The following is a 19,047-nucleotide window of genomic DNA, read 5'->3' as shown; positions in this document are numbered from 1 at the left end:
CCTTCCGCGCCACCACCGAACTGCGCCGCGAGGACTTCGCCATGAACTACAACCAGGTCCTCCAGGCGGGCATCGCCGCCATCGGCACCACCCTGCGGGTGGAACTGGACATCCAGGCGGTCCAGGGCGAGTCCCTGCCCGCGGCCTGACGGTTTCCGGCGCCCGGCCCGCCCCCGCCGCCCGTCGTCACGTGGCGTTCTTCGTGTCGACGATGCGGCGGGCCAGGTCGCGCAGTTTGACGTTCTCCCGCTGCGAGGCGCGCACGAGGCTGTCGAAGGCCTCGGCCGCGTCGATGTCCAGGCGTTCCATGAGGATGCCGGTGGCCTGGCCGATCAGGTCGCGGGTGCGCATCGCCTCGGTGAGCTGCTCGCGCACGGTCGCCGAGTCCAGGGCGAGACTCACGTGCGCGGTGAACAGCCGGCCGACCCGGGTCGCCGTCGCGTCGAAGGCGCGCGGCTTGCCGGAGTAGGCCGTGAGCACGGTCAGCCGCCGCTTCTCGGCGCGCAGCCGCAGCGCGAGCGCCGAGCGCAGTCCCGCACCGGCCAGTGCCGCGCAGCCTTCCTCGGTCTCGCTGTCGGTCACCCGCACCACGGGCGCGTGCCACAGCCCGTCCCAGTACGGCGTCGGCTCGCGGCCGTCGCCCTGCGGGGCACCGGCGGCGCGGACGACGTCGTCGCTCCAGGCGACGGCCTGGCGCGGGCCGCCGCGCTCGGTCACCGAGATGTCCGCGTGCTCGGCGCCTGGCAGCAGGTGCACGGCGAGCCGGACGGCGGTGCGCATGGTGTTGTGCGGGCTGTCCGTGTCGTGCAGTTGCTGAGCCGCGACCGTCAGGGCTTCGGACAGCTCGATGTCCCCCGGAAAACGGGGCAATTCAGAAAAGTCGGACGCAGGCACCACGAACCTCTTCGGCATGCACGGCATCACGGCCATGCGCAGGAGAGCTCCGCAGCACATTCCCGACTGCGAGCACAGGACGAACAGAACCTTATCTCGTCTTTCCAGGTGTCTTACGCCTGGTCGACGCTCGGCCCCGGCCTCTGGGAACCGCCGCTTGGCAGTGGTGCAATGGAGGACGACGGGTCAGGAAGCGGCCCCGCCCAGCGTCTGTCCGGCGGACGGGCCTGGGCGCACGGATGTCTGCCTACCTGCAGGTGAGTGCCATGACCCACTTCCCGAGCCCGTGCCGGGTGCGTGACACGCCCGCCCGCGCACTGCTCGTCCTGCCACCGGAGATCGACCTGTCCAACGCCCCCGCGCTCTGCTCCCGGGTGCTCTCCTTCGCGACCGCCCGCGCCGAGCGGCTGCGCCTGCTGGTCCTGGACCTCACCCACACCGACTTCATGGACTCCCAGGGCGCCCGTCTCGTGATCGACGTACGCGACCGGCTGCCCCCGCACGTCCGGCTCCGGGTGGCGGCGGTCCCGTACGGCATCCCCCGCCGCGTCCTCGAGGTCACCGGCGTGCGCCGGGACGTGCCCGTGTACGACGACGCGGAGCAGGCGCTGCGACGCTGAGCGGGGCGGACGCGGCCTTGGGTGAGCCGTCCGGTGGTAGGGCACGAGGGGGACACCCGCCGGACCGCCGCCGGCGGCCGGCACGATCTAGGCTGCCCGCATGGCACCCAGCATCGCGACCAACACGCGCGTCTCGCGCGAGGAACTCCTCGACTTCGTCCGCCCGCGCCACCGCGCCCTGCTCCTGACCCGGCGCGCCGACGGCGGCCCGCAGGCCTCCCCGCTGACCTGCGGGGTGGACGACTCCGGGCGGATCGTCGTCTCCACCTACCCGGAGCGGGCCAAGACCCGCAACGCCAAGCGGGACGCCCGCGTGAGCCTCGTCGTGCTCAGCGACGAGTGGAACGGGCCCTGGGTGCAGATCGACGGCACGGCCGAGGTCGTCGACGCCCCCGACTCCGTCGAACCGCTCGTGGAGTACTACCGCAACATCGCGGGCGAGCACCCGGACTGGGACGAGTACCGGCAGGCGATGCTCGACCAGGGGAAGTCGATCATCCGCGTCACACCGGAGCGTTGGGGCCCGGTCGCCACCGGCGGGTTCCCGGCCCGGCCGGCCCCCGAGGAGCAGTAGCGGGCGCCACGGCGGGGCTCAGCCCCGGGCGACCATGGCCTCGATGCCCGCGATCAGCAGGTCCAGCGCGAAGGTGAAGTCCCGGTCGAGCATCTCCGCGACCGTGTCACCGCCGCGGGCGTCCATGAGCTCCTTGGACTCCCGCAGGAAGTCCGCCGTCGGCCCGTGCTCCAGCACCGAGCGCATCGCCTGCCCGTAGTAGTCGTCCGGGCTCATGCCGCTGTCCGCTGTCCGGGACAGGAACTGGCCCTCGATCGTGCCGTAGCCGTAGACGAACTGGAAGACGGCCGAGATGGCGCTCGTCACCCGGTGCGCGGGCAGCCCGGTGCGGCGGATGACGCGCTGCACCGTGTGCGAGAAGGCCAGGTGGTTCGGGCCGATGTTCAGGTAGCGGCCGGCCAGCGGGGACAGCCAGGGGTGGCGCACCAGCTGCGCCCGGTACGCGGCGGCCAGCCCGCGCAGCTGCTCGCGCCAGTCGGTGTCCGCGTCCGGCGCGGGCAGCGGGAACTCGCCGAAGGCGGCGTCGAGGGCGAGTTCGAGGAGGTCGTCCTTGGTGTCCACGTACCAGTACACGGACATCGCCGTGACGTTCAGCTCGGCGGCGAGCCGGCGCATGGAGAACTTGGCCAGCCCCTCGGCGTCCAGCAGCCGCACCGTGGCCTCGGTGATCCGGTCCCGGTCCAGACCCGACGGCTGTCCGCCCCCGCGCCCGCCCCGGCGTTCCTTGCCCGCCAGCCAGACGCTGGTACGGGCCGCGCCCCTGGCCCCGGCTTCCTTCACCATGGCGCACCTTCCTCAGTTCTCCCGACGCCGGTCATGCTAGATCCTGTCCAACGGATCAAGCTCCGCCGGTCTCGGCAGCCGCCGCCTGCGAGTCTGCCCGCTCGGCCCTGCGCAGCAACGCGGCGGCCAGCAGGCCGCCGAGCAGCACCGCGACGGCCCCGACCAGCTGGCTGGTCGACAGCCCCGACGAGTAGGCGTCCAGGACCCGCCCCTTCTCGGCCGGGTCGTGCGCGGCGGCCAGCGCGGCGGGCAGGGAGGTCGCGGCCACCGGGACCAGCGCCGCGAACCGCGAGGTCAGCACCGCCCCCAGCACGGCCACCCCGAGCCCGTTGCCGAACTCCGACAGGGTGCCGTTGACGCCCGCTCCGACGCCCGCCTTGTCCGGTGGGATCGCGCTCATGATGGCGTGCGCCATGGCCGGACCGGCGACCGCGGTGCCCGCGCCGATCAGCAGCAGACCGAGGAGCGTACCGGCGTACCCGTGCCCGGCGAGGGTGGCGATCGACACCAGGCCGCCGGAGAGCAGCACCATGCCCAGCAGGATCGACACCGGCGTACCGAGCCGCACCGTCGCCTTGGCCGCGAGCCCCGAGAAGTTGAGGACCACGACGGTGAGGGCGAGCGGCGCGGTGCGCAGGCCGGCCTCCAGGGGGCCGTAGCCGAGCACGAACTGCAGGTGCTGGGTGAGCAGGAACAGCGACCCGCCCATGCCGAAGGCGATCAGCACCGCCCCGGAGACCGCTCCCGTGAAGCGGCGGTCCCGGAAGAAGTGCATGTCGAGCATCGGGTACGGGATCCGGCTCTCGTAGAACGCGAAGGCGGCCAGCACCACGACCGCCACGGCCGCCGTGACCAGCACCCGCGCCGACGTCCAGCCGTGCGCGGGGCCGGAGATGATCGCGTAGACCAGCGCGGCCATGCCGATCGTGGACAGCAGCGCGCCGAGCAGGTCGGGACGGTCGCCCCGGGGGCTCTTGGACTCGGGGACGAGGACGACGACCGCGACCAGGGCCAGCGCCGCGACCGGCAGGTTGATCAGGAAGATCGCGCCCCACGAGAAGTGGTCGAGCACGAAGCCGCCGATCAGCGGGCCGGTGGCGAAGCCCAGCGCGCTGACCGCGCTCCAGATGCCGATGGCCTTGGGGTGCTCGTCCGGCGTGAAGATCTGCATCACGACGGCGAGCGTGGTGGTCAGCAGCAGCGCGCCGCCGACGCCCATGCCCGCGCGGGCCGCGATCAGCTGGCCGGTGGAGTGGGCGAGTCCGGCGGCCAGCGAGCCGGTGCCGAACAGGGCCAGTCCCGCGATCAGCATCTTCTTGCGGCCGTAGCGGTCGGCCGCGCTGCCCGCGGTCAGCAGCAGCCCGGACTGGACGAGCGAGTAGGCGTTGATCATCCACTGGATGTCGGAGGTGGCCGCGTGCAGCTCGCGGGTGAGCGAGGGGATCGCGACGTTCAGCACGGTGTTGTCGAGCAGCACGGTGAGCTGCGCGAGACAGATGACGCCCAGGATCAGCCAGCGCTGGGAGTGGCCCTGGGGCTGCGGCCGGCTCGGGGCCCCGGTCAGATCCGGGGAGGCGGTTGACATGCCATACACCGTAGAACTACTCCCGTACGGTGTACAAGTACATTTCCGTGCGGGTACGCCGAGAGGGGCGGCGGCCGTTCTCCGGCCACCGCCCCTCTCCGGGTCCGCGCGAAACGGCCGTCAGCCGGTGCTGGCCTTCTGGGTCAGGTCGTAGAAGGTGGCCGAACCGGCCGTGCCCTTCTTGAAGTTCTTCTCGACCCACGAGGTGATCTGGGAGGCGGTGCCGCTGCCGCCCCTGCCGCCGCCCATGCCGCCACCGGCGATGAAGTAGTGGACACGCCCCTGCGTCACGTACTTCTGGAACTGGGCCAGGGTCGGGGACGGGTCGGTGCCGTTGAAGCCGCCGATCGCCATGACCGGGTCACCGGTGGCGAGCTGGTAGCTGGCCGCGTTCTGCGAGCCGATGGAGGCGGCGACCCACGTGTACGCGGACGCGTTGCGCTCCAGCAGCGCCTTGGCCGCCGAGGAGACGCGGGCCCCGTCGAGCAGGCCGCCCATGCCGCCACCGGCGCCCATACGACCGCCTTCGCCCGTCCGGGCGCCGGGACCGGGGAAGCTGTTGCCGTTCTGGCCGTTCTGTCGCCCCTGGCCGTTCTGGCCGGGCATGCCGCCTCCGCCGGGGAAACCGCCGGTGCCGCCGCCCGGGAAGCCGTTGCCGTTCCGGTTGCCGTTCTGACCGTTCTGGCCGCCCTGGCCGGTCTGGCCGTTCTGCTGGTTCTGGCCGTTCTGCTGGTTCTGGCCCGGCATGCCGCCCCCGCCGAAGCCGCCCCGCATGCCGGGGCCGCCCCGGCCGCCGAAGCCCCGCATGCCCGCGCCCGCCGGACCGGCCGTCGGGATGGAACCGGTGTGCGCCGAACGCACCGTGCTCAGCGTGTACGCCGTCGGACCGGCGAGGCAGGTCAGGACGCCCGCGGCGGCCACGACGACGGCGAGCCGCCGGCCGATCCGCGCCACGAAGACCAGCCCGAGGGCCGCGGCGAGACCGCCGACCAGGACCAGCCACCTGAGCCACGGCAGGTAGGAGGGCGTGCGGTGGAGCAGGACGTACCCCCACGCGGCGGTCGCCGTGACGGCGGCGGCCAGCGCGAGCGGGACCCAGGCCCGGGACCGCTCCCGCCACAGCGCGGTCACGCCCATGCCGACCACGGCGGCGAGGTAGGGCGCGAGGGCGACCGTGTAGTACTGGTGGAAGATGCCCGCCATGTAACTGAAGACGCCCAGGGTCATCAGCAGCGAGCCGCCCCAGGCGAGGAAGGCGCCGCGGGCGAGGAAGGCATCGCGCGTGAGGTCGGCGCGCCGGGCCTTCCTGGTCAGGACGAGGCCGGCGACCAGCAGGATCAGCGCGGCCGGCAGCAGCCAGGAGATCTGGCCGCCGATCTCGGAGTTGAACATCCGGTCCCAGCCCGTCTCGCCCCACTGGCCCGAGCCGCCGCCGCGTCCGCCCGGGCCGCCACCGCCGCCGACGCTGCCGGTCTCGTCGCCGTTGATGCGGCCGAGGCCGTTGTAGCCGAAGGTCAGGTTCAGGAAGCTGTTGTTCTGCGAGCCGCCGATGTACGGCCGGGAGGAGGCGGGCCACAGCTCGACGATCGCCACCCACCAGCCGCCGGAGACGACGACCGCCGCCGTCGCGAGGGCGAGCTGCCCCAGCCGTTTGCGCAGCGCCACGGGCACGCAGACCCCGTAGACGAGGGCCAGCGCGGGCAGGACGAGGAAGGCCTGGAGCGTCTTGGTCAGGAAGGCGAAGCCGACCGCGACGCCCGCCCACAGCAGCCACTTGGTACGCCCGTCCTCCAGGGAGCGGACCACGAAGTGCACGGTGAGCGCCATCAGCAGCGCGAGCAGCGCGTCCGGGTTGTTGAAGCGGAACATCAGCGCCGCCACCGGGGTGAGCGCGAGCACCGCGCCCGCGATCAGACCGGCGGCGGGCCCGAACCGACGGCGTACGGAGGCGTGGACCACGGCGACCGTGAGCACCCCCATGACCGCTTCGGGGACGAGGATCGCCCACGAGCTGAGGCCGAACAGCCGTACCGACAGCGCCATCGGCCACAGCGCCGCCGGTGGTTTGTCCACGGTGATGGCGTTGCCCGCGTCCAGCGAGCCGAAGAAGAACGCCTTCCAGGAGGCGCTGCCCGCCTGCACCGCCGCCGAGTAGAAGGAGTTGGCGTAGCCGGAGGCGCTCAGGCCGTAGAGGTAGAGCAGGGCGGTGGCGAGCAGCAGGGCGAGGAGGGCGGGGCGTGCCCAGCTCGGGTCCTGCGGCCTGCCCCGCCACAGGCGCCGCGCCAGGGGCTGCCCCGGCCCGGCGCCGGGTACGGCGTCCGGCGGCGCGGGGTGCTCGGCCGTCGCGACGGCGCCGAGGGGGGTGGCCGGATCTGCGGCCGGGGATCCGGTCGCAGATCCGGTCGGGGGCGCGGCCTGGGGCGGGCCCCAGGAGGAGGGTCCCGTACCCGCCTGCCGGCTGCTCCGGTCGTGATCGGTCGTCATCGGAAGTCCTTGGGGTCGGTGGCGTACGGGGCCGGAGTGGGGGTCGGGGCCGGGGGCGGGGCCGGGGCCGGGGGCGGGGGCGAACCGGCGGTCGAAGGGAGGTGGATGTGCGGGTGCGGGTGCGGATGCGGGTGCGGGTGCGGCTCCGGAGGTACCGGCATCGGCGGTACGTCCCGGGTGACGGCCGCCTCCGCGGGTGTACCGGCGGGCAGGTCGCGCCGCTCGGGGAAGACCCAGGCGCGGAAGAGCAGGAAGCGAAGGACGGTGGCCGCGAGGTTGGCCGCCACCAGCACCGCCAGCTCGGTGGAGTGCGCGGGCGAGCTGGTCGCCGCGTTGAGGGCGGCCAGGGAACCGCTGGTCAGCGCGAGGCCGATGACGAAGACGACCAGGCCCTGCGCCTGGTGCCGCACCGCACCGCCCGGCCCGCGCACCCCGAAGGTCAGCCGCCGGTTGGCCGCGGTGTTGGCGACCGCCGACACCAGCAGGGCGAGCGCGTTGGCGATCTGGGATCCGGAGAACTGCCGGAAGAGGCTGTAGAGCACCAGGTAGAAGAGCGTGGACAGGACGCCGACGACGCAGAACCCGACCAGTTGCCGGGCCAGCCCCCCGGGCACGTCCGGCAGGTCCCCCTCGCGCGGGTCGTCCCCGAAGGGGCGGGCGAGCCGGTCCAGCGGCAGCGACCCGGTGGCCAGGGCCTTGCCGACCCGCCACACACCTTTCAGGTCCTCGGTCGCCGTCCGCACGATGTGCACCGTGGAGTCCGGGTCGTCGACCCAGTCGACGGGCACCTCGTGGATGCGCAGACCGGCCCGCTCGGCCACGACCAGCATCTCGGTGTCGAAGAACCACCCGGTGTCCTCGACCAGCGGCAGCAGCACCTGGGCGACGTCACGCCGGATCGCCTTGAAACCGCACTGCGCGTCGGAGAAGCGGGCCTGGAGCGAGCCGCGCAGGATCAGGTTGTACGAGCGGGAGATGAACTCGCGCTTGGCGCCGCGCACCACCCGCGAACTGCGGGCGAGCCGGGAGCCGATCGCCAGGTCGGAGTGGCCGGAGATCAGCGGCGCCACCAGCGGCAGCAGCGCGTTGAGGTCGGTCGAGAGGTCCACGTCCATGTAGGCGAGGACCGGCGACTCGGAGGCCGACCACACGGTCCGCAGGGCCCGGCCCCGGCCCTTCTGTTCCAGCCGGAAGCTGCTGACCGCGGCCAGCTCCGCGGCCAGTTCCGCCGCGATTCGCGGGGTGCCGTCGGTGGAGGCGTTGTCCGCGACCGTGATGCGGAAGGCGTACGGGAAGGTGCGGGTGAGGTGCTCGTGCAGGCGGAGCACACAGGGCCGGAGGTCCTTCTCCTCGTTGTAGACGGGGATCACCACGTCCAGTACGGGCGTACCGGCATCCATGGCCGGGAGGTGCTCCCGAGCCGGGAGGTTACCGGGGGAAGAGTCGGTTCGCATGGCGGCGACTCTTCTCAACTGCCCTGTCGCACCCATGTGGTGACGCTGTGCCGGGCCTATGAGTACGACTGGGATCGGGGCAGGGGCAGGGGCTGGGACGGAGACGGGGTCGGGGGCCGGGAGCCGGCCGCCGGCAGGGGGACGGGCCCGGGCAGGGGGACGGGCCCGGGCAGGGCGGGCAGGTGCACCGTGAAGGCGGTCCGTCCCGGCACGCTCTCCACGGTGACGGTGCCGCCGTGCGCGGCGGCCACGGCCCGCACGATGGCCAGACCGAGACCGGTCGAGCCGGTCGCGCGCGTGCGCGCCGAGTCGCCGCGCGCGAACCGCTCGAAGACGTACGGCAGCAGCTGCCCCGCGATGCCCGGCCCGTCGTCCTCGACGTCCACGCACAGCCAGGCCCCGCCCCGCCGCACGCGCGCGGTCACCGTCGTGCCGGGCGGTGTGTGCGTACGGGCGTTGGCCAGCAGGTTGACCAGGACCTGCTGGAGCCGGGCCGCGTCCGCCGACACCACGGCCGGACCGTCGGCCAGGTCGAGCCGCCAGATGTGGTCCGGGCCGGCCGCCCGCGCGTCGCTGACGGTGTCCACGACCAGCGGCAGGAGGTCGGTCTGCTCGAACCGCAGCGGGCGGCCCGCGTCCAGCCGGGCGAGCAGCAGCAGGTCCTCCACCAGCAGCGTCATCCGGTCGGCCTCGGACTCGATACGGCCCAGGGCGTGCCGGGTGTCCGGGCCGATCCGCTCGCCGCCCCGCCGGGTGAGTTCGGCGTACCCGCGGATCGAGGCGAGCGGCGTGCGCAGTTCGTGACTGGCGTCCGCGACGAACTGCCGTACCCGCGTCTCGCTCTGCTGCCGGGCGTGCAGCGCGCCGTGGATGTGGTCGAGCATGCGGTTGAGCGCCAGGCCGACCTGGCCCACCTCGGTGCGCGGATCCGTCTCCGGCGCCGGGACGCGTTCGCTGAGGTTGACCTCGCCCGCGTGCAGGGGGAGTTCGGAGACCCGGGTGGCCGTGGCGGCGACCCGGCGCAGCGGGCGCAGGGCGACGCCGACGATGGCGGCACCGGCCAGCGAGGCCGCGACGAGACCGGCGACGGTGACGCTGATCTCCACGAGCACGAGGGTGTTGACGGTGTTGTCGACTTCCCCGGTCGGTATGGCCACGTAGAAGGAGCCGTTGGGGCCGGTGGCGTGGACGACGCGGTAGCCGCCCAGGCCGGGGAGGTCGACGGTCTGCTTGTTCTGGTCCTGGTCCTGGTCCTGGGAGACGGAGCCGAGCGCCTCGCGCTGGGCCGTCGTGAGGGACTTGGCGTTCACCTGCGGGATTCCGGCGTCGTCCTTGGTCTTCTCGCCGACCACGCCCTCGGTGATGGTGCCGTTCTCGGTCCTCGCGACGACGGTGCCGCCCGGCTGCGGGCCCTTGGTGACGAAGTCGGCGAGACGGATGTCCTTGGGGTCCGGCACGTGGCCCTGCTGGTCGGGGATCCACGCCTTGCCCCCCTGGCCCGGCGGCCGGAACACGCCGGAGGCCCGCGCGGAGACCTCGTTCAACTGGTCGTCGAGCTGCTCGTACAGGTGCGAGCGCAGCGCCAGCGTCGTCACCGTCGCGATCACCGCGCAGACCACGGCGATCAGGACGACGGACGCGACGACGAGCCGCGTCCGCAGGGTGCGCGGCTCGCGCCCCCGCCCCGGCGTACGCGGCCGCCGCCGTCCGTTCACGACACCGCGGGCTTGATCAGGTACCCCGCGCCGCGCCGGGTGTGGATCATCGGCTCGCGGCCCGCGTCGATCTTGCGGCGCAGGTAGGAGATGTACAGCTCGACGACGTTGGCCTGACCGCCGAAGTCGTACGACCAGACGCGGTCCAGGATCTGCGCCTTGCTCAGCACGCGCCGCGGGTTGCGCATGAGGAAGCGCAGCAGCTCGAACTCGGTGGCGGTGAGGTGGATGTTGTCCCCGCCGCGCGCGACCTCGTGGCTGTCCTCGTCGAGGGTGAGGTCGCCGACGACGAGGACGGAGTCGGAGCGCCGGTCGGTGGCGCCCGAACGCCGGATCAGCCCGCGCAGCCGCGCGACGACCTCCTCCAGGCTGAACGGCTTGGTCACATAGTCGTCCCCGCCGGCCGTCAGCCCGGCGATCCGGTCCTCGACGGCGTCCTTGGCGGTCAGGAAGAGGACGGGGACGTCGGGCAGGTCGCGGCGCAGCCGCCCCAGGACGGTGAGACCGTCCATGTCGGGCAGCATCATGTCGAGCACGACGGCGTCCGGCCGGAACTCGCGCGCGGTCTGCAGGGCACCGACCCCGTCCCCCGCGCTGCGGATCTGCCAGCCCTCGTAGCGCAGGGCCATGGACAGCAGCTCGGTGATCGACAGCTCGTCGTCCACCACCAGCACCCGGACGGGGCTACCGTCCGGCCTCAGCAGTTCGGTGCGCCCCTGGGGCGAAGTCGTGGTCATGACGGCCACCTTGTCGGCACCCTCTGAGAACACACTTTCACGCATCTGTGTTTTCCCTGAGAAACCCACAGGCGCCTCTCAGGAACCGTCTGGGCGGCGCCTGCCCGGCCCGCTGCCCTCCTCCCCTCCTGCTCACTCCAGCCCGAAGAGCCGGGCGCCGTTGTCGTGGCAGACCGCGCGCAGCCAGTCGGCGCCGAGGCCGAGCCGCTCCAGCGCATGCAGCTGTTCGACGTAGGGATAGGGGATGTTGGGGAAGTCCGAGCCGAGCAGGACCCGGTCGCCGAGGGCGGCCAGCCGGGGCAGGGCACGGCGGGGGAACGGGGCGAACCGCTCGCTGAAGTCGGTGAACGCCATGGTCGTGTCCAGCCGCACCTGCGCGTACCGCTCGGCGAGGCCGAGGAAGTCCTCGTACTCCGGCATGCCCATGTGGGCGACGACCAGCCGCAGCCGGGGGTGCCGGGCGAGCACCCGGCCGATCGGCCCGGGGCCGGTGTGCTTGCCGGGCGCGGGCCCCGACCCGCAGTGGATCACGACGGGCACACCCGCCTCGGCGAGCAGGCCCCAGGCCGGGTCGAGGAGTTCGTCGGCGGGGTCGTACGCGCCGACCTGGACGTGCGCCTTGAAGACGCGCGCGCCGGCCTCGACGGCCTCCCCGACGTAGGTGTGGACGCCTTCCTCCGGGAAGAGCGTCGAGGTGTGCAGGCAGTCGGGCGTACGGCGGGCGAAGCCGACCGCCCAGCCGTTCAGCCACTCGGCCATGCCGGGCTTGTGCGGGTAGAGCATGGCGGTGAACGCCCGCACCCCGAACTCCCGCAGCCGCGCGATCCGCTGCTGCTCCTCCTCCCGGTAGGTGATGGGCCACTCCAGCCCGCCGGTGAGCGGGCCGAGCCCGTCGAAGTAGTCCCAGACCTTGCGCAGCACCCGCTCGGGCATGAAGTGCGTGTGCACGTCGACGAGCCCCCGCAGACCGGTCCGCTCCAGGAACCGCCGCACTTCGGCCGCCTCCTCGACCGCAGCCGGTGCGGTACGGGACGCAGGCTGTGGCTGATCACTCATGCCGCCCACGATCACCCCGCAGCCGCCGGACGTCCACCCCCCGGCGCCCGGTGCCATCCCCGGCCTCCACCCCTGCGCCCGGTCCCGTCCTCGGTGCCCGGTTCCGTCCCCGGCGCCCGGCTCCGGCGCCCGGTCCCGTCCCCGGCGCCCGGCTCCGGCGCCGGGGTGGCGGGCCGCCCTGGCACCGGGTCCGGCGGAGGCCGTCCGATCACCACCCGGACTCAGAACAGGCCGTCCTGTACTCCGGGTACTCCCCTGGCCGGCCCCGGGCTCCGCACCGGCACCGTGAGCCGACCGGCCGTGCCCTCGCCCTCGCCGTGCGCGACCGGACGAAGCTCCCAGCCGGTCATCAGCCGCGTGTCGAGGACGACGACCCCGCTGCCCGTGGCCAGATGCAGGTCCGGCCCGGCGGCGGCGAGGAGCGCACCGCTCACCACCCCGCCCGCGACCAGCTCACTCACCTCCGCGACGGCGCCCGGCACCTCCCCGCCGAGCCCGAACACGCCGACGTGGTCCACCGGCCGGAACGGCTCCCGCGCCAGCGACTCGGGCCAGCCGGGGAGCGCGCCGGCCCGCCCGTGCAGTTCTCCGATCTCGGCGGCCCGCTCGGCCGGGTCCGGCGGCAGCGCGGAGCGCACGGCCCGCTTCGCGGCGTAGGGGATCCGGTCCGGGACCCCGAGCGCGGCGCGCAGCAGCTCCTCGGTCCGCCGGGCCGCCATCAGCGGCCCGGTGCCGAGCCGGCTGAAGCAGATCGCACCCTGTTCGAGCAGCCGCGCCGGTCCCCGCTCGACCGCGGTGATCCCGACCTTGGTCATGCCGGGTCCGAACCACGCCAGGTACACGCGGTAGGGCCGGGGATCGTCGGCGATCGTGTCGGCGGCCACGGAGTACGCCCGGTCCAGCCGCGCACACTGCTCGCACCGCGCCCCCGTGCTCCGCCCGGACACGGCCGCCCGCGCCGGACACGCGTGTCCCCGCGCCCCCACGCAGGTCCGTACTCCCCCTTCCGCGACCGCGAAGGCCACCCGCTTCCCCCACGGCAGCGCGCTCGAACGCCCGCCCTTCCACGCCAGCACAGGACCGTCCGCCGCCCACCGCAGCCCCGAGCACGTCCACAGCCGATCCATCACTCACGAGCGTACGAGCCACCACTGACAACGGCCCGTCCTCCCGCCACCCGCACGGTCAAAAGCCAAAGGCCCCGCCGGATCAACCGGCGGGGCCTCTGAACTGTGTGCACTCGGCAGGATTCGAACCTGCAACCTTCTGATCCGTAGTCAGATGCTCTATCCGTTAAGCTACGAGTGCTTGTTCTGTTTTCTGTCTTCGCTCCCGGCCCTTCCGGCCCGCTCGCGGCGACAGGAAGAACATTACATGACTGCCGCCGTCATGTGAAATCCATTCCCCACACCCGTTGTGACCTGCGAAAACGCGTTCCTGGGGGATACGGAGGGCGGGCGCGGCGGGGCACGGCAACACCGAAGCCCCGGTCCATCGGGACCGGGGCTTCGGTGTTCTCGCGCGGAGGCGGAGGGATTTGAACCCTCGATGGGCTTTAAGGCCCAAACCGCATTAGCAGTGCGGCGCCATAGACCGGACTAGGCGACGCCTCCAGCACAACCGCTCACGCGAGCGCGCGATCGGTGCGTGCAGATGATGACACAGACGAGCGGGGTGTCACCAATCGCCCCCCACGGTACTAGGGAGGCGGGGCCCAGGGCAAAGTCCTTGCCGTGGCGTCGCCGCGACCGGAGTTCGCGAAGCAGCCGCGCTGCGCGAAGCAGCCTGGGTGCGCGAGGCGGCCTGGGTGCGCGAGGCGGCCGGGGCGCAACGTCCCGGCGGGTGGCGCGTTAGTCCGGGCATGGTGCAGGTCAGCTCTTCTTCCCCGGGGCGCTTCCGACAGCGCTCCCCGCGACGGTTCCTCCTCGGCGGCTCGGCCTCCTTCGCCGCCGCCACGGCCGCCGTCGCCTTCGTGGCCCTGTCCGCCGTGCCCGCCGCCGCCTCCGCCGGTGCGCCTCCGCCCGTCCGCGACGAGGACCGGGCCGGCGATCACCTCACCGTCACCGTGCGCCACGCGGGTGGCGGCCGGGACGGGACGTACGAGCTGTACTGCCATCCCCGCGGCGGCAGCCACCCGGACGCGCGGGGCGCCTGCCGGGTGCTCGACCGGACCACGCGCTGGGGCCGGGACACCTTCGCTCCGGTGCCGGACGACAGCGCCTGCACCCTGCAGTACGGCGGTCCGGCCACCGCCCGCGTCACCGGGACCTGGGCGGGACGCCCGGTGGACGCGGCGTACGACCGGCGCGACGGCTGCGAGATCGATCGCTGGAACCGGCTCGTACCGGTGCTGCCCGATCTCGGGTCCTGAGCAAAGGCGCGGGTCCGCCGGTTCGGAGGCCCCAGGGCCCGGAACCGGGTGAGGCGGGGGTGCGGAAGCCCTCGGGTCTTCCGGAGGCCCCGGGGAGCCGGGCCTCAAGAGGTCGAGGTCGCAAGAGGTCGCAAGAGGTTGCAAGAGGTCGTAAAGGGAGTTCCGTGGTCCGTGAAGGACCTGCGGAGGCCGTGCGAAGCGGAACCGTACGGTCACAGGTTCGACGTCACTTCCCCGTGCGACCTCCCTCGCATCCGGCGTCGCGCGCGCAACCTCAGCGCATAGACTCGCTCGCGTGACACTCCGCGGGCCGGTTGGCAAGATGGCCCCCGCGGTGGGCAAGGTGCGGTAACAGGGAGGAAGCGTCTCGTGAGCAGCAGGCCATCCCGAGGCGCTGCTCGCCTCGCTGCCATACTCGACGCGCTGCCCGACGCGTTGCTGCTGGTCAACGCCAACGGCACCGTCGTCAACGCCAACACCATCGCCCTGGAGGCCTTCGAGACCCCGGGGACCGCACTGGTGGGGCGCGGGCTGCTCGATCTGCTGCCGCACTTCGACTCCAAGCTCATCCCCGGCTCCATGCGCCGCCCCGACCACATCGACCCGCGCGCGCGGACCAAGCCGACCCGGATGATCGCGCGGCGCACCGACGGGAGCGAGTTCCCCGTCGAGGTCACGAGCGCGAATCTGCAGAACGGCCAGCACGCCTACGACGCCTCCGGCTACACCGGCGACGAGCTGCTGATGCTGGTCGTCCGCGACCTGGCGGGCACCGTCGACACCGAGGCCGAACTGGCCCGTTCGCAGCGGCAGACCGAGATGATCCTGCGGGCCGCGGCCGAGGGCGTCGTCGGTACCGACACCGACGGGCGGATCGTGCTCGTCAACCCGGCCGCCGCCCAGATCCTCGGCTACCGGGCCGGCGAACTCGGCGGCCGGGAACTGCACACCCTCGTGCTGCACTCGCGCACCGACGGCTCGCCGTTCCCGTACGAGGAGTCCCCGCTCGCCGACACCCTGCGCTCCGGGCGCAAGCACCGGGTGCGCGGCCAGGTGCTGTGGTCCAAGGCGGGCGCCAAGGTGCCCGTCGACCTGACCACGGCGCCCGTGCGCGACGGCGACCAGCTCGTCGGCGCCGTGATGACCTTCACCGACCGGCGCCCCTACGACGCGCTCGTCGAGGAGAGGGCCGCCGCCGAGCAGCGGTACGCGCAGGAGCGGGAGCGGCTCACCGAGGAGCACGCCGCCGCACTCGACGCGCTGCGCCGGCAGCACGCCGCCGAGATCGAGGAGCTGACCGAGCGGCACGCGGAAGAACTGGCCGCGGGCGAGGACCGGTACGCCGCCCTGGGCGAGCGCGAGAAGGACCGCCACGAGGCCCTCGCCGCCCGCCACGAGCAGTTGCTGACCCTGCTGGGCGGCTCCCTGCGCGGCCCCCTCGACGAACTGCGCCGCGAGCTGGCGGCCCTCGCCGCCGACGACGCCGGGCAGCTGTGGCCCGAGGCCAACCAGGTCCTGCACCACCTCTCCGCCGGCTACTCGCGGATCACCACCCTCATCGACAACGTCCTCGGCTACCAGCGCCTCGACATCGGCAGCGAGGAGATCACCCGGACGAAGGTGATGCTCGACGCCGTCGTCGCCGCCGGTGTCGACGGGGCCGTGGAACTGGTCGGGCCCGGCCGGCTGCAGTTCGCCGTGCACGCGCCGCCCATCGAGGCCGAGGTCGACCCGCGGCGACTGGCCACCGCGCTCGCGCACCTCGTCGCGGACGTCGCGGGCGTGGACGCGACCGGCAACGCGCCCGTCTCGACGACCGGTTACATGGACAACACCGTGGTGGTCGCGGCGGCCCAGCGCGGCGAGGTCGTACGGATCGAGGTGCGGGGCCCGTACGCCGGGGGAGACCCGGTGCACGAGCCCATCGTGCGCGGCATCGTCCGCGCCCACGGAGGCGTGCTGCAGACGCACCAGGTTCCGGGGACGAGCGGCACCGCGTACGTCCTGGAGGTGCCCCTCGGGGGCGGGGCGGGTGCCATGGCAGCGGGCCTGCCCGGCGCTCTGCAACCGGCCGCCCCGCACACGGCCGCCCTGGGTCCTGCCGGCCCCGCTGCTCCGGGCCCGGCCGGACCGGCCGCCCTCGCGGGCCCGGGGGCCGAACCGGGCGCGGGTGCGCAGCCGGGTCCCCGCGGTGGCACGGCTTCTGGCGTGGCCGAGGTCGCCCTGCCCGCGCAGGCCACGGGCGGCGGACGGCGCCGCGCCCGCCGGTCCTCCACGGACGCGTTCCTGGACGGTGACGGCGAAGGAGACTCCTCCGCGACCTCCGGCGCCGGGGTGACACCGACCGGACGCCGCCGCAGGCGTGCGGTCGAGGCGCCGCAGCCCGCACCGGAACCGGAACCGACCCAGTCCACGGCCACGGATGCCTCCGGCGGTACGGGCCGGCGCCGCGGACGGCCCGCCGAGGACCTGGATGTGGCGGAGGGCGCCGTGGTGACGGCGGCCGAGCACGCGGCGGGCACGGCCGCTTCGGGGTCCGGCCTGGGCGGTACGGTGCCGCCGCAGGGCGTACCCGTGCCCGCGCCCGGCGCACGACAGGTCCGGCACGAGCCCGGAGAGCCCCCCGCGCCGGCTCCTGCGCTGCCCGCGCCCGCGCCCGGTGCCATGCCGGGGCAGGCGCAGGACGCGAGTGCGCCGACCCCCGCGAGCCCCGCGGCACTTCCCGCCCCCGCTTCTGTTTCTTCTGCTTCCGCCGCCACGGATGCCGGTGACGGTGCCGTGCAGCCGACCGGTCGTCGTCGGCGTGCGCTGGCGGCGGCGAACGAGCGTGCCGCGGCGCAGGAAGCGGCTCCTCGTACGGTCTTCGCGCTGCCGCCCGCCGACGCGGACCGGCCGGCCGCCGCTACCGACGGCCCGCCCGTGCCGCAGCAGCAGGCACAGACACAGACACAGGCACAGGCACGGATTCCCGGCCAGGGCGCGCCTGCCGGTGCCGTTCCCGGTCCGGACGAGGGCCGCCACGACGCCGTGGGCCGCGACCAGGCCGAGGACCACACCCCGCCGCAGCCGCATCGCGCGAGTGCACCGACCGGCCGACGGCGGCGGGCGGTCGCCGAGCCGTCCCAGGCCCCGGAGGCACCCGAGGCTCCCCAGGCCCCGGCAACCCCCGCGGCCCCGGCCGCGTCCACTCCCGCCCTCGGCGCGGGCGTTCCCGTGCCGCCGCCGAACGGCGCCCTGGGCTCCGTACCGCCCGCGGCAGTGAGCGGTGTTCCCGTCGCCCCGAACCCGGCTCCCGGCTCCGCCGCCGGTACGCCCGCGCACGGCACGCCCGCGGCACCCGGCCTCCCGGCCCCTGGAACACCGGCCACTGGAACACCGGCCGTCGGCACTCCGGCCGCCGGAACCCCGCTGCCGCCCGAACAGCCCGCCGGCCGGCCGCCGGTGCCGGGCGCCGGGCCCGCGGCCGGACGGCCCGCTGCCGGGGCCGTCCCGCGTGCGGCCCAGCCGCTGCCCGCCGAGTCCGCCGCACCGGCCGATCCGCACTCGACGCAGGGCCGGTCGATCAGCGTACGGACGCTCGGTCAGGGCGTGCCCTTCAGCCGTCAGGCCGCCCAGGTGCAGCAGCCGTCGGCCACCCCGCCACCGCACGCGGCCAGTGGTTCCGGACGTCGGCGCAAGCTCGGCACGCCACCGGACCCGGCCGCGACGCGCCCGGAGCAGCAGCACCCCGAGCAGACGGCCCGCCCGCACCCGCCGGCAGCCGAACGACCCGCCTTCCAGCCGTCCCCCGCAGCACCCGCCGCACCCGCCGCTCCTCCCGGGGCGCCCGCGGCCCCCGGCGCGGCGGCTCAGCCATCTCAGCCTCCCCTGGCGGGGCAGCCGCGGCTCGCGCAGCCGTCCGAGGGCGCCGGACGGTCGTACGCCATAGGCGCACCGGACGAGAACGCCGCCGAGGGCCCCGAACCGCTGGACGGGCCGGGCGGTGCCGTCGAGGTGGCGGACACCCCGCGACCGCAGCCGATGGACGACGAACTGCCGCCGGAGCCGCTGGACAACCCGCGCCGGCTGCTCGTCTGGCCGGCCCCGGACGTCACCACGCAGCAGGCGCTCAACGACCGCGGCTACCGTCCCGTCATCGTGCACTCGCGCGAGGAGGTCGCCGCGCAGATCGCGGCCTTCCCCGCCGCGCTGTTCGTCGACCCGCTGACCGGCCCGATCACACGCACCGCGTTGCAGTCGCTGCGTCAGGCGGCGGTCGCCGCGGAGGTTCCGGTGCTGGTCACGGCCGGGCTCGGGCAGGCGACCCGGGAGGCGGCGTACGGTGCGGACCCGGCGGTTCTGCTGAAGGCGCTCGCGCCGCGCGACAGCGAGCAGCACCCGCCGCGCGTCCTGCTGATCGAGGAGCACGCGGAGATCGCGCTGGCGCTGACCGCGACGCTGGAACGGCGCGGGATGCAGGTGGCGCGGGCCGCGAGCGACACCGACGCGGTCACGCTGGCGGGGCAGTTCCGGCCGAACCTGGTGGTGATGGACCTGATGCAGGTGCACCGCCGCCGGGCCGGGATCCTCGACTGGTTGCGGGCGAACGGGCAGCTCAACCGCACCCCGCTGGTCGTCTACACGGCCGCCGTCGACCAGGCGGACCTGCCGCGGCTGGCCTCCGGGGAGACGGTGCTGTTCCTCGCGGAACGCTCCACCAGCACCGAGGTGCAGACCCGGATCGTCGACCTGCTGGCCCGGATCGGCACCAACTGACGTTTCCGGGGGGGTCGGA

Annotated in this window: 13 protein-coding genes and 2 tRNA genes; 4 read left to right on the top strand and 11 right to left on the bottom strand. The window is 74.0% G+C overall.

The window, feature by feature from the left end; all coding sequences use genetic code 11:
- Positions 1-186: 186 nt before the first annotated feature.
- Complete coding sequence (locus AB0G56_RS10820; RefSeq protein WP_360966824.1) at positions 187-912, bottom strand: GAF and ANTAR domain-containing protein; 726 nt, start codon at positions 910-912, stop codon at positions 187-189.
- A gap of 248 nt (positions 913-1,160) precedes the next feature.
- On the opposite strand from AB0G56_RS10820, the gene AB0G56_RS10815 reads away from it, so the two are divergent.
- Positions 1,161-1,514, top strand: coding sequence for an STAS domain-containing protein (locus tag AB0G56_RS10815; RefSeq protein ID WP_360966821.1), 354 nt, complete (start codon positions 1,161-1,163; stop codon positions 1,512-1,514).
- Between the two features lie 100 nt (positions 1,515-1,614).
- On the top strand, positions 1,615-2,088 hold the full coding sequence (locus AB0G56_RS10810; RefSeq protein WP_360966818.1) for a PPOX class F420-dependent oxidoreductase: 474 nt from the start codon (positions 1,615-1,617) through the stop codon (positions 2,086-2,088).
- Between the two features lie 18 nt (positions 2,089-2,106).
- Here the strand turns inward: AB0G56_RS10810 and AB0G56_RS10805 are convergent, their stop codons facing one another.
- The 10 genes from AB0G56_RS10805 to AB0G56_RS10760 all read right to left on the bottom strand — a co-directional run bounded on the left by AB0G56_RS10805 (position 2,107) and on the right by AB0G56_RS10760 (position 13,515).
- Positions 2,107-2,871, bottom strand: a complete 765-nt coding sequence (locus tag AB0G56_RS10805) for a TetR/AcrR family transcriptional regulator (RefSeq protein WP_360966816.1) — start codon at positions 2,869-2,871, stop codon at positions 2,107-2,109.
- 55 nt (positions 2,872-2,926) lie between these two features.
- Entirely contained in the window at positions 2,927-4,456 is a 1,530-nt protein-coding gene (locus AB0G56_RS10800) for an MFS transporter (RefSeq protein ID WP_360966813.1), read from the bottom strand.
- A 120-nt stretch (positions 4,457-4,576) separates the two neighbouring features.
- Entirely contained in the window at positions 4,577-6,940 is a 2,364-nt protein-coding gene (locus AB0G56_RS10795; RefSeq protein WP_360966810.1) for a glycosyltransferase family 39 protein, read from the bottom strand.
- Entirely contained in the window at positions 6,937-8,394 is a 1,458-nt protein-coding gene (locus tag AB0G56_RS10790) for a bifunctional glycosyltransferase family 2/GtrA family protein (RefSeq protein WP_360966807.1), read from the bottom strand. The genes AB0G56_RS10795 and AB0G56_RS10790 overlap by 4 nt, the downstream gene beginning before the upstream one ends.
- 56 nt (positions 8,395-8,450) lie before the next feature.
- A complete protein-coding gene (locus AB0G56_RS10785) occupies positions 8,451-10,109 on the bottom strand; it encodes a HAMP domain-containing sensor histidine kinase (RefSeq protein ID WP_360966804.1) in 1,659 nt (552 codons plus the stop codon).
- The gene (locus tag AB0G56_RS10780; protein ID WP_360966801.1) at positions 10,106-10,846 is read right to left on the bottom strand and encodes a response regulator transcription factor; all 741 of its coding nucleotides are present in this window, start codon (positions 10,844-10,846) and stop codon (positions 10,106-10,108) included. Before AB0G56_RS10780 ends, AB0G56_RS10785 begins: the two co-directional genes overlap by 4 nt.
- A 132-nt stretch (positions 10,847-10,978) precedes the next feature.
- Entirely contained in the window at positions 10,979-11,902 is a 924-nt protein-coding gene (locus tag AB0G56_RS10775; RefSeq protein ID WP_360966798.1) for an amidohydrolase family protein, read from the bottom strand.
- 221 nt (positions 11,903-12,123) lie between these two features.
- Positions 12,124-13,029, bottom strand: a complete 906-nt coding sequence (locus AB0G56_RS10770) for a DUF2797 domain-containing protein (protein WP_360966796.1) — start codon at positions 13,027-13,029, stop codon at positions 12,124-12,126.
- A gap of 108 nt (positions 13,030-13,137) precedes the next feature.
- Positions 13,138-13,210 (bottom strand) — tRNA-Arg (locus tag AB0G56_RS10765).
- Between the two features lie 214 nt (positions 13,211-13,424).
- Positions 13,425-13,515, bottom strand: a tRNA-Ser gene (locus tag AB0G56_RS10760).
- 248 nt (positions 13,516-13,763) lie between these two features.
- Here AB0G56_RS10760 and AB0G56_RS10755 point away from each other — a divergent pair.
- Positions 13,764-14,273 carry an SSI family serine proteinase inhibitor gene (locus AB0G56_RS10755; RefSeq protein ID WP_360966793.1) on the top strand — a complete coding sequence of 170 codons (510 nt, stop codon included), beginning with the start codon at positions 13,764-13,766 and terminating at the stop codon, positions 14,271-14,273.
- Between the two features lie 369 nt (positions 14,274-14,642).
- Complete coding sequence (locus AB0G56_RS10750; RefSeq protein ID WP_360966790.1) at positions 14,643-19,028, top strand: PAS domain-containing protein; 4,386 nt, start codon at positions 14,643-14,645, stop codon at positions 19,026-19,028.
- Positions 19,029-19,047 lie beyond the last annotated feature (19 nt).

Source organism: Streptomyces sp. NPDC021356, from assembly GCF_040641015.1.
Classification (GTDB): Bacteria; Actinomycetota; Actinomycetes; order Streptomycetales; family Streptomycetaceae; genus Streptomyces.
The sequence above is the reverse complement of the archived record's forward strand: the minus strand, read 5'-3'. Positions and strand labels throughout refer to the sequence as shown.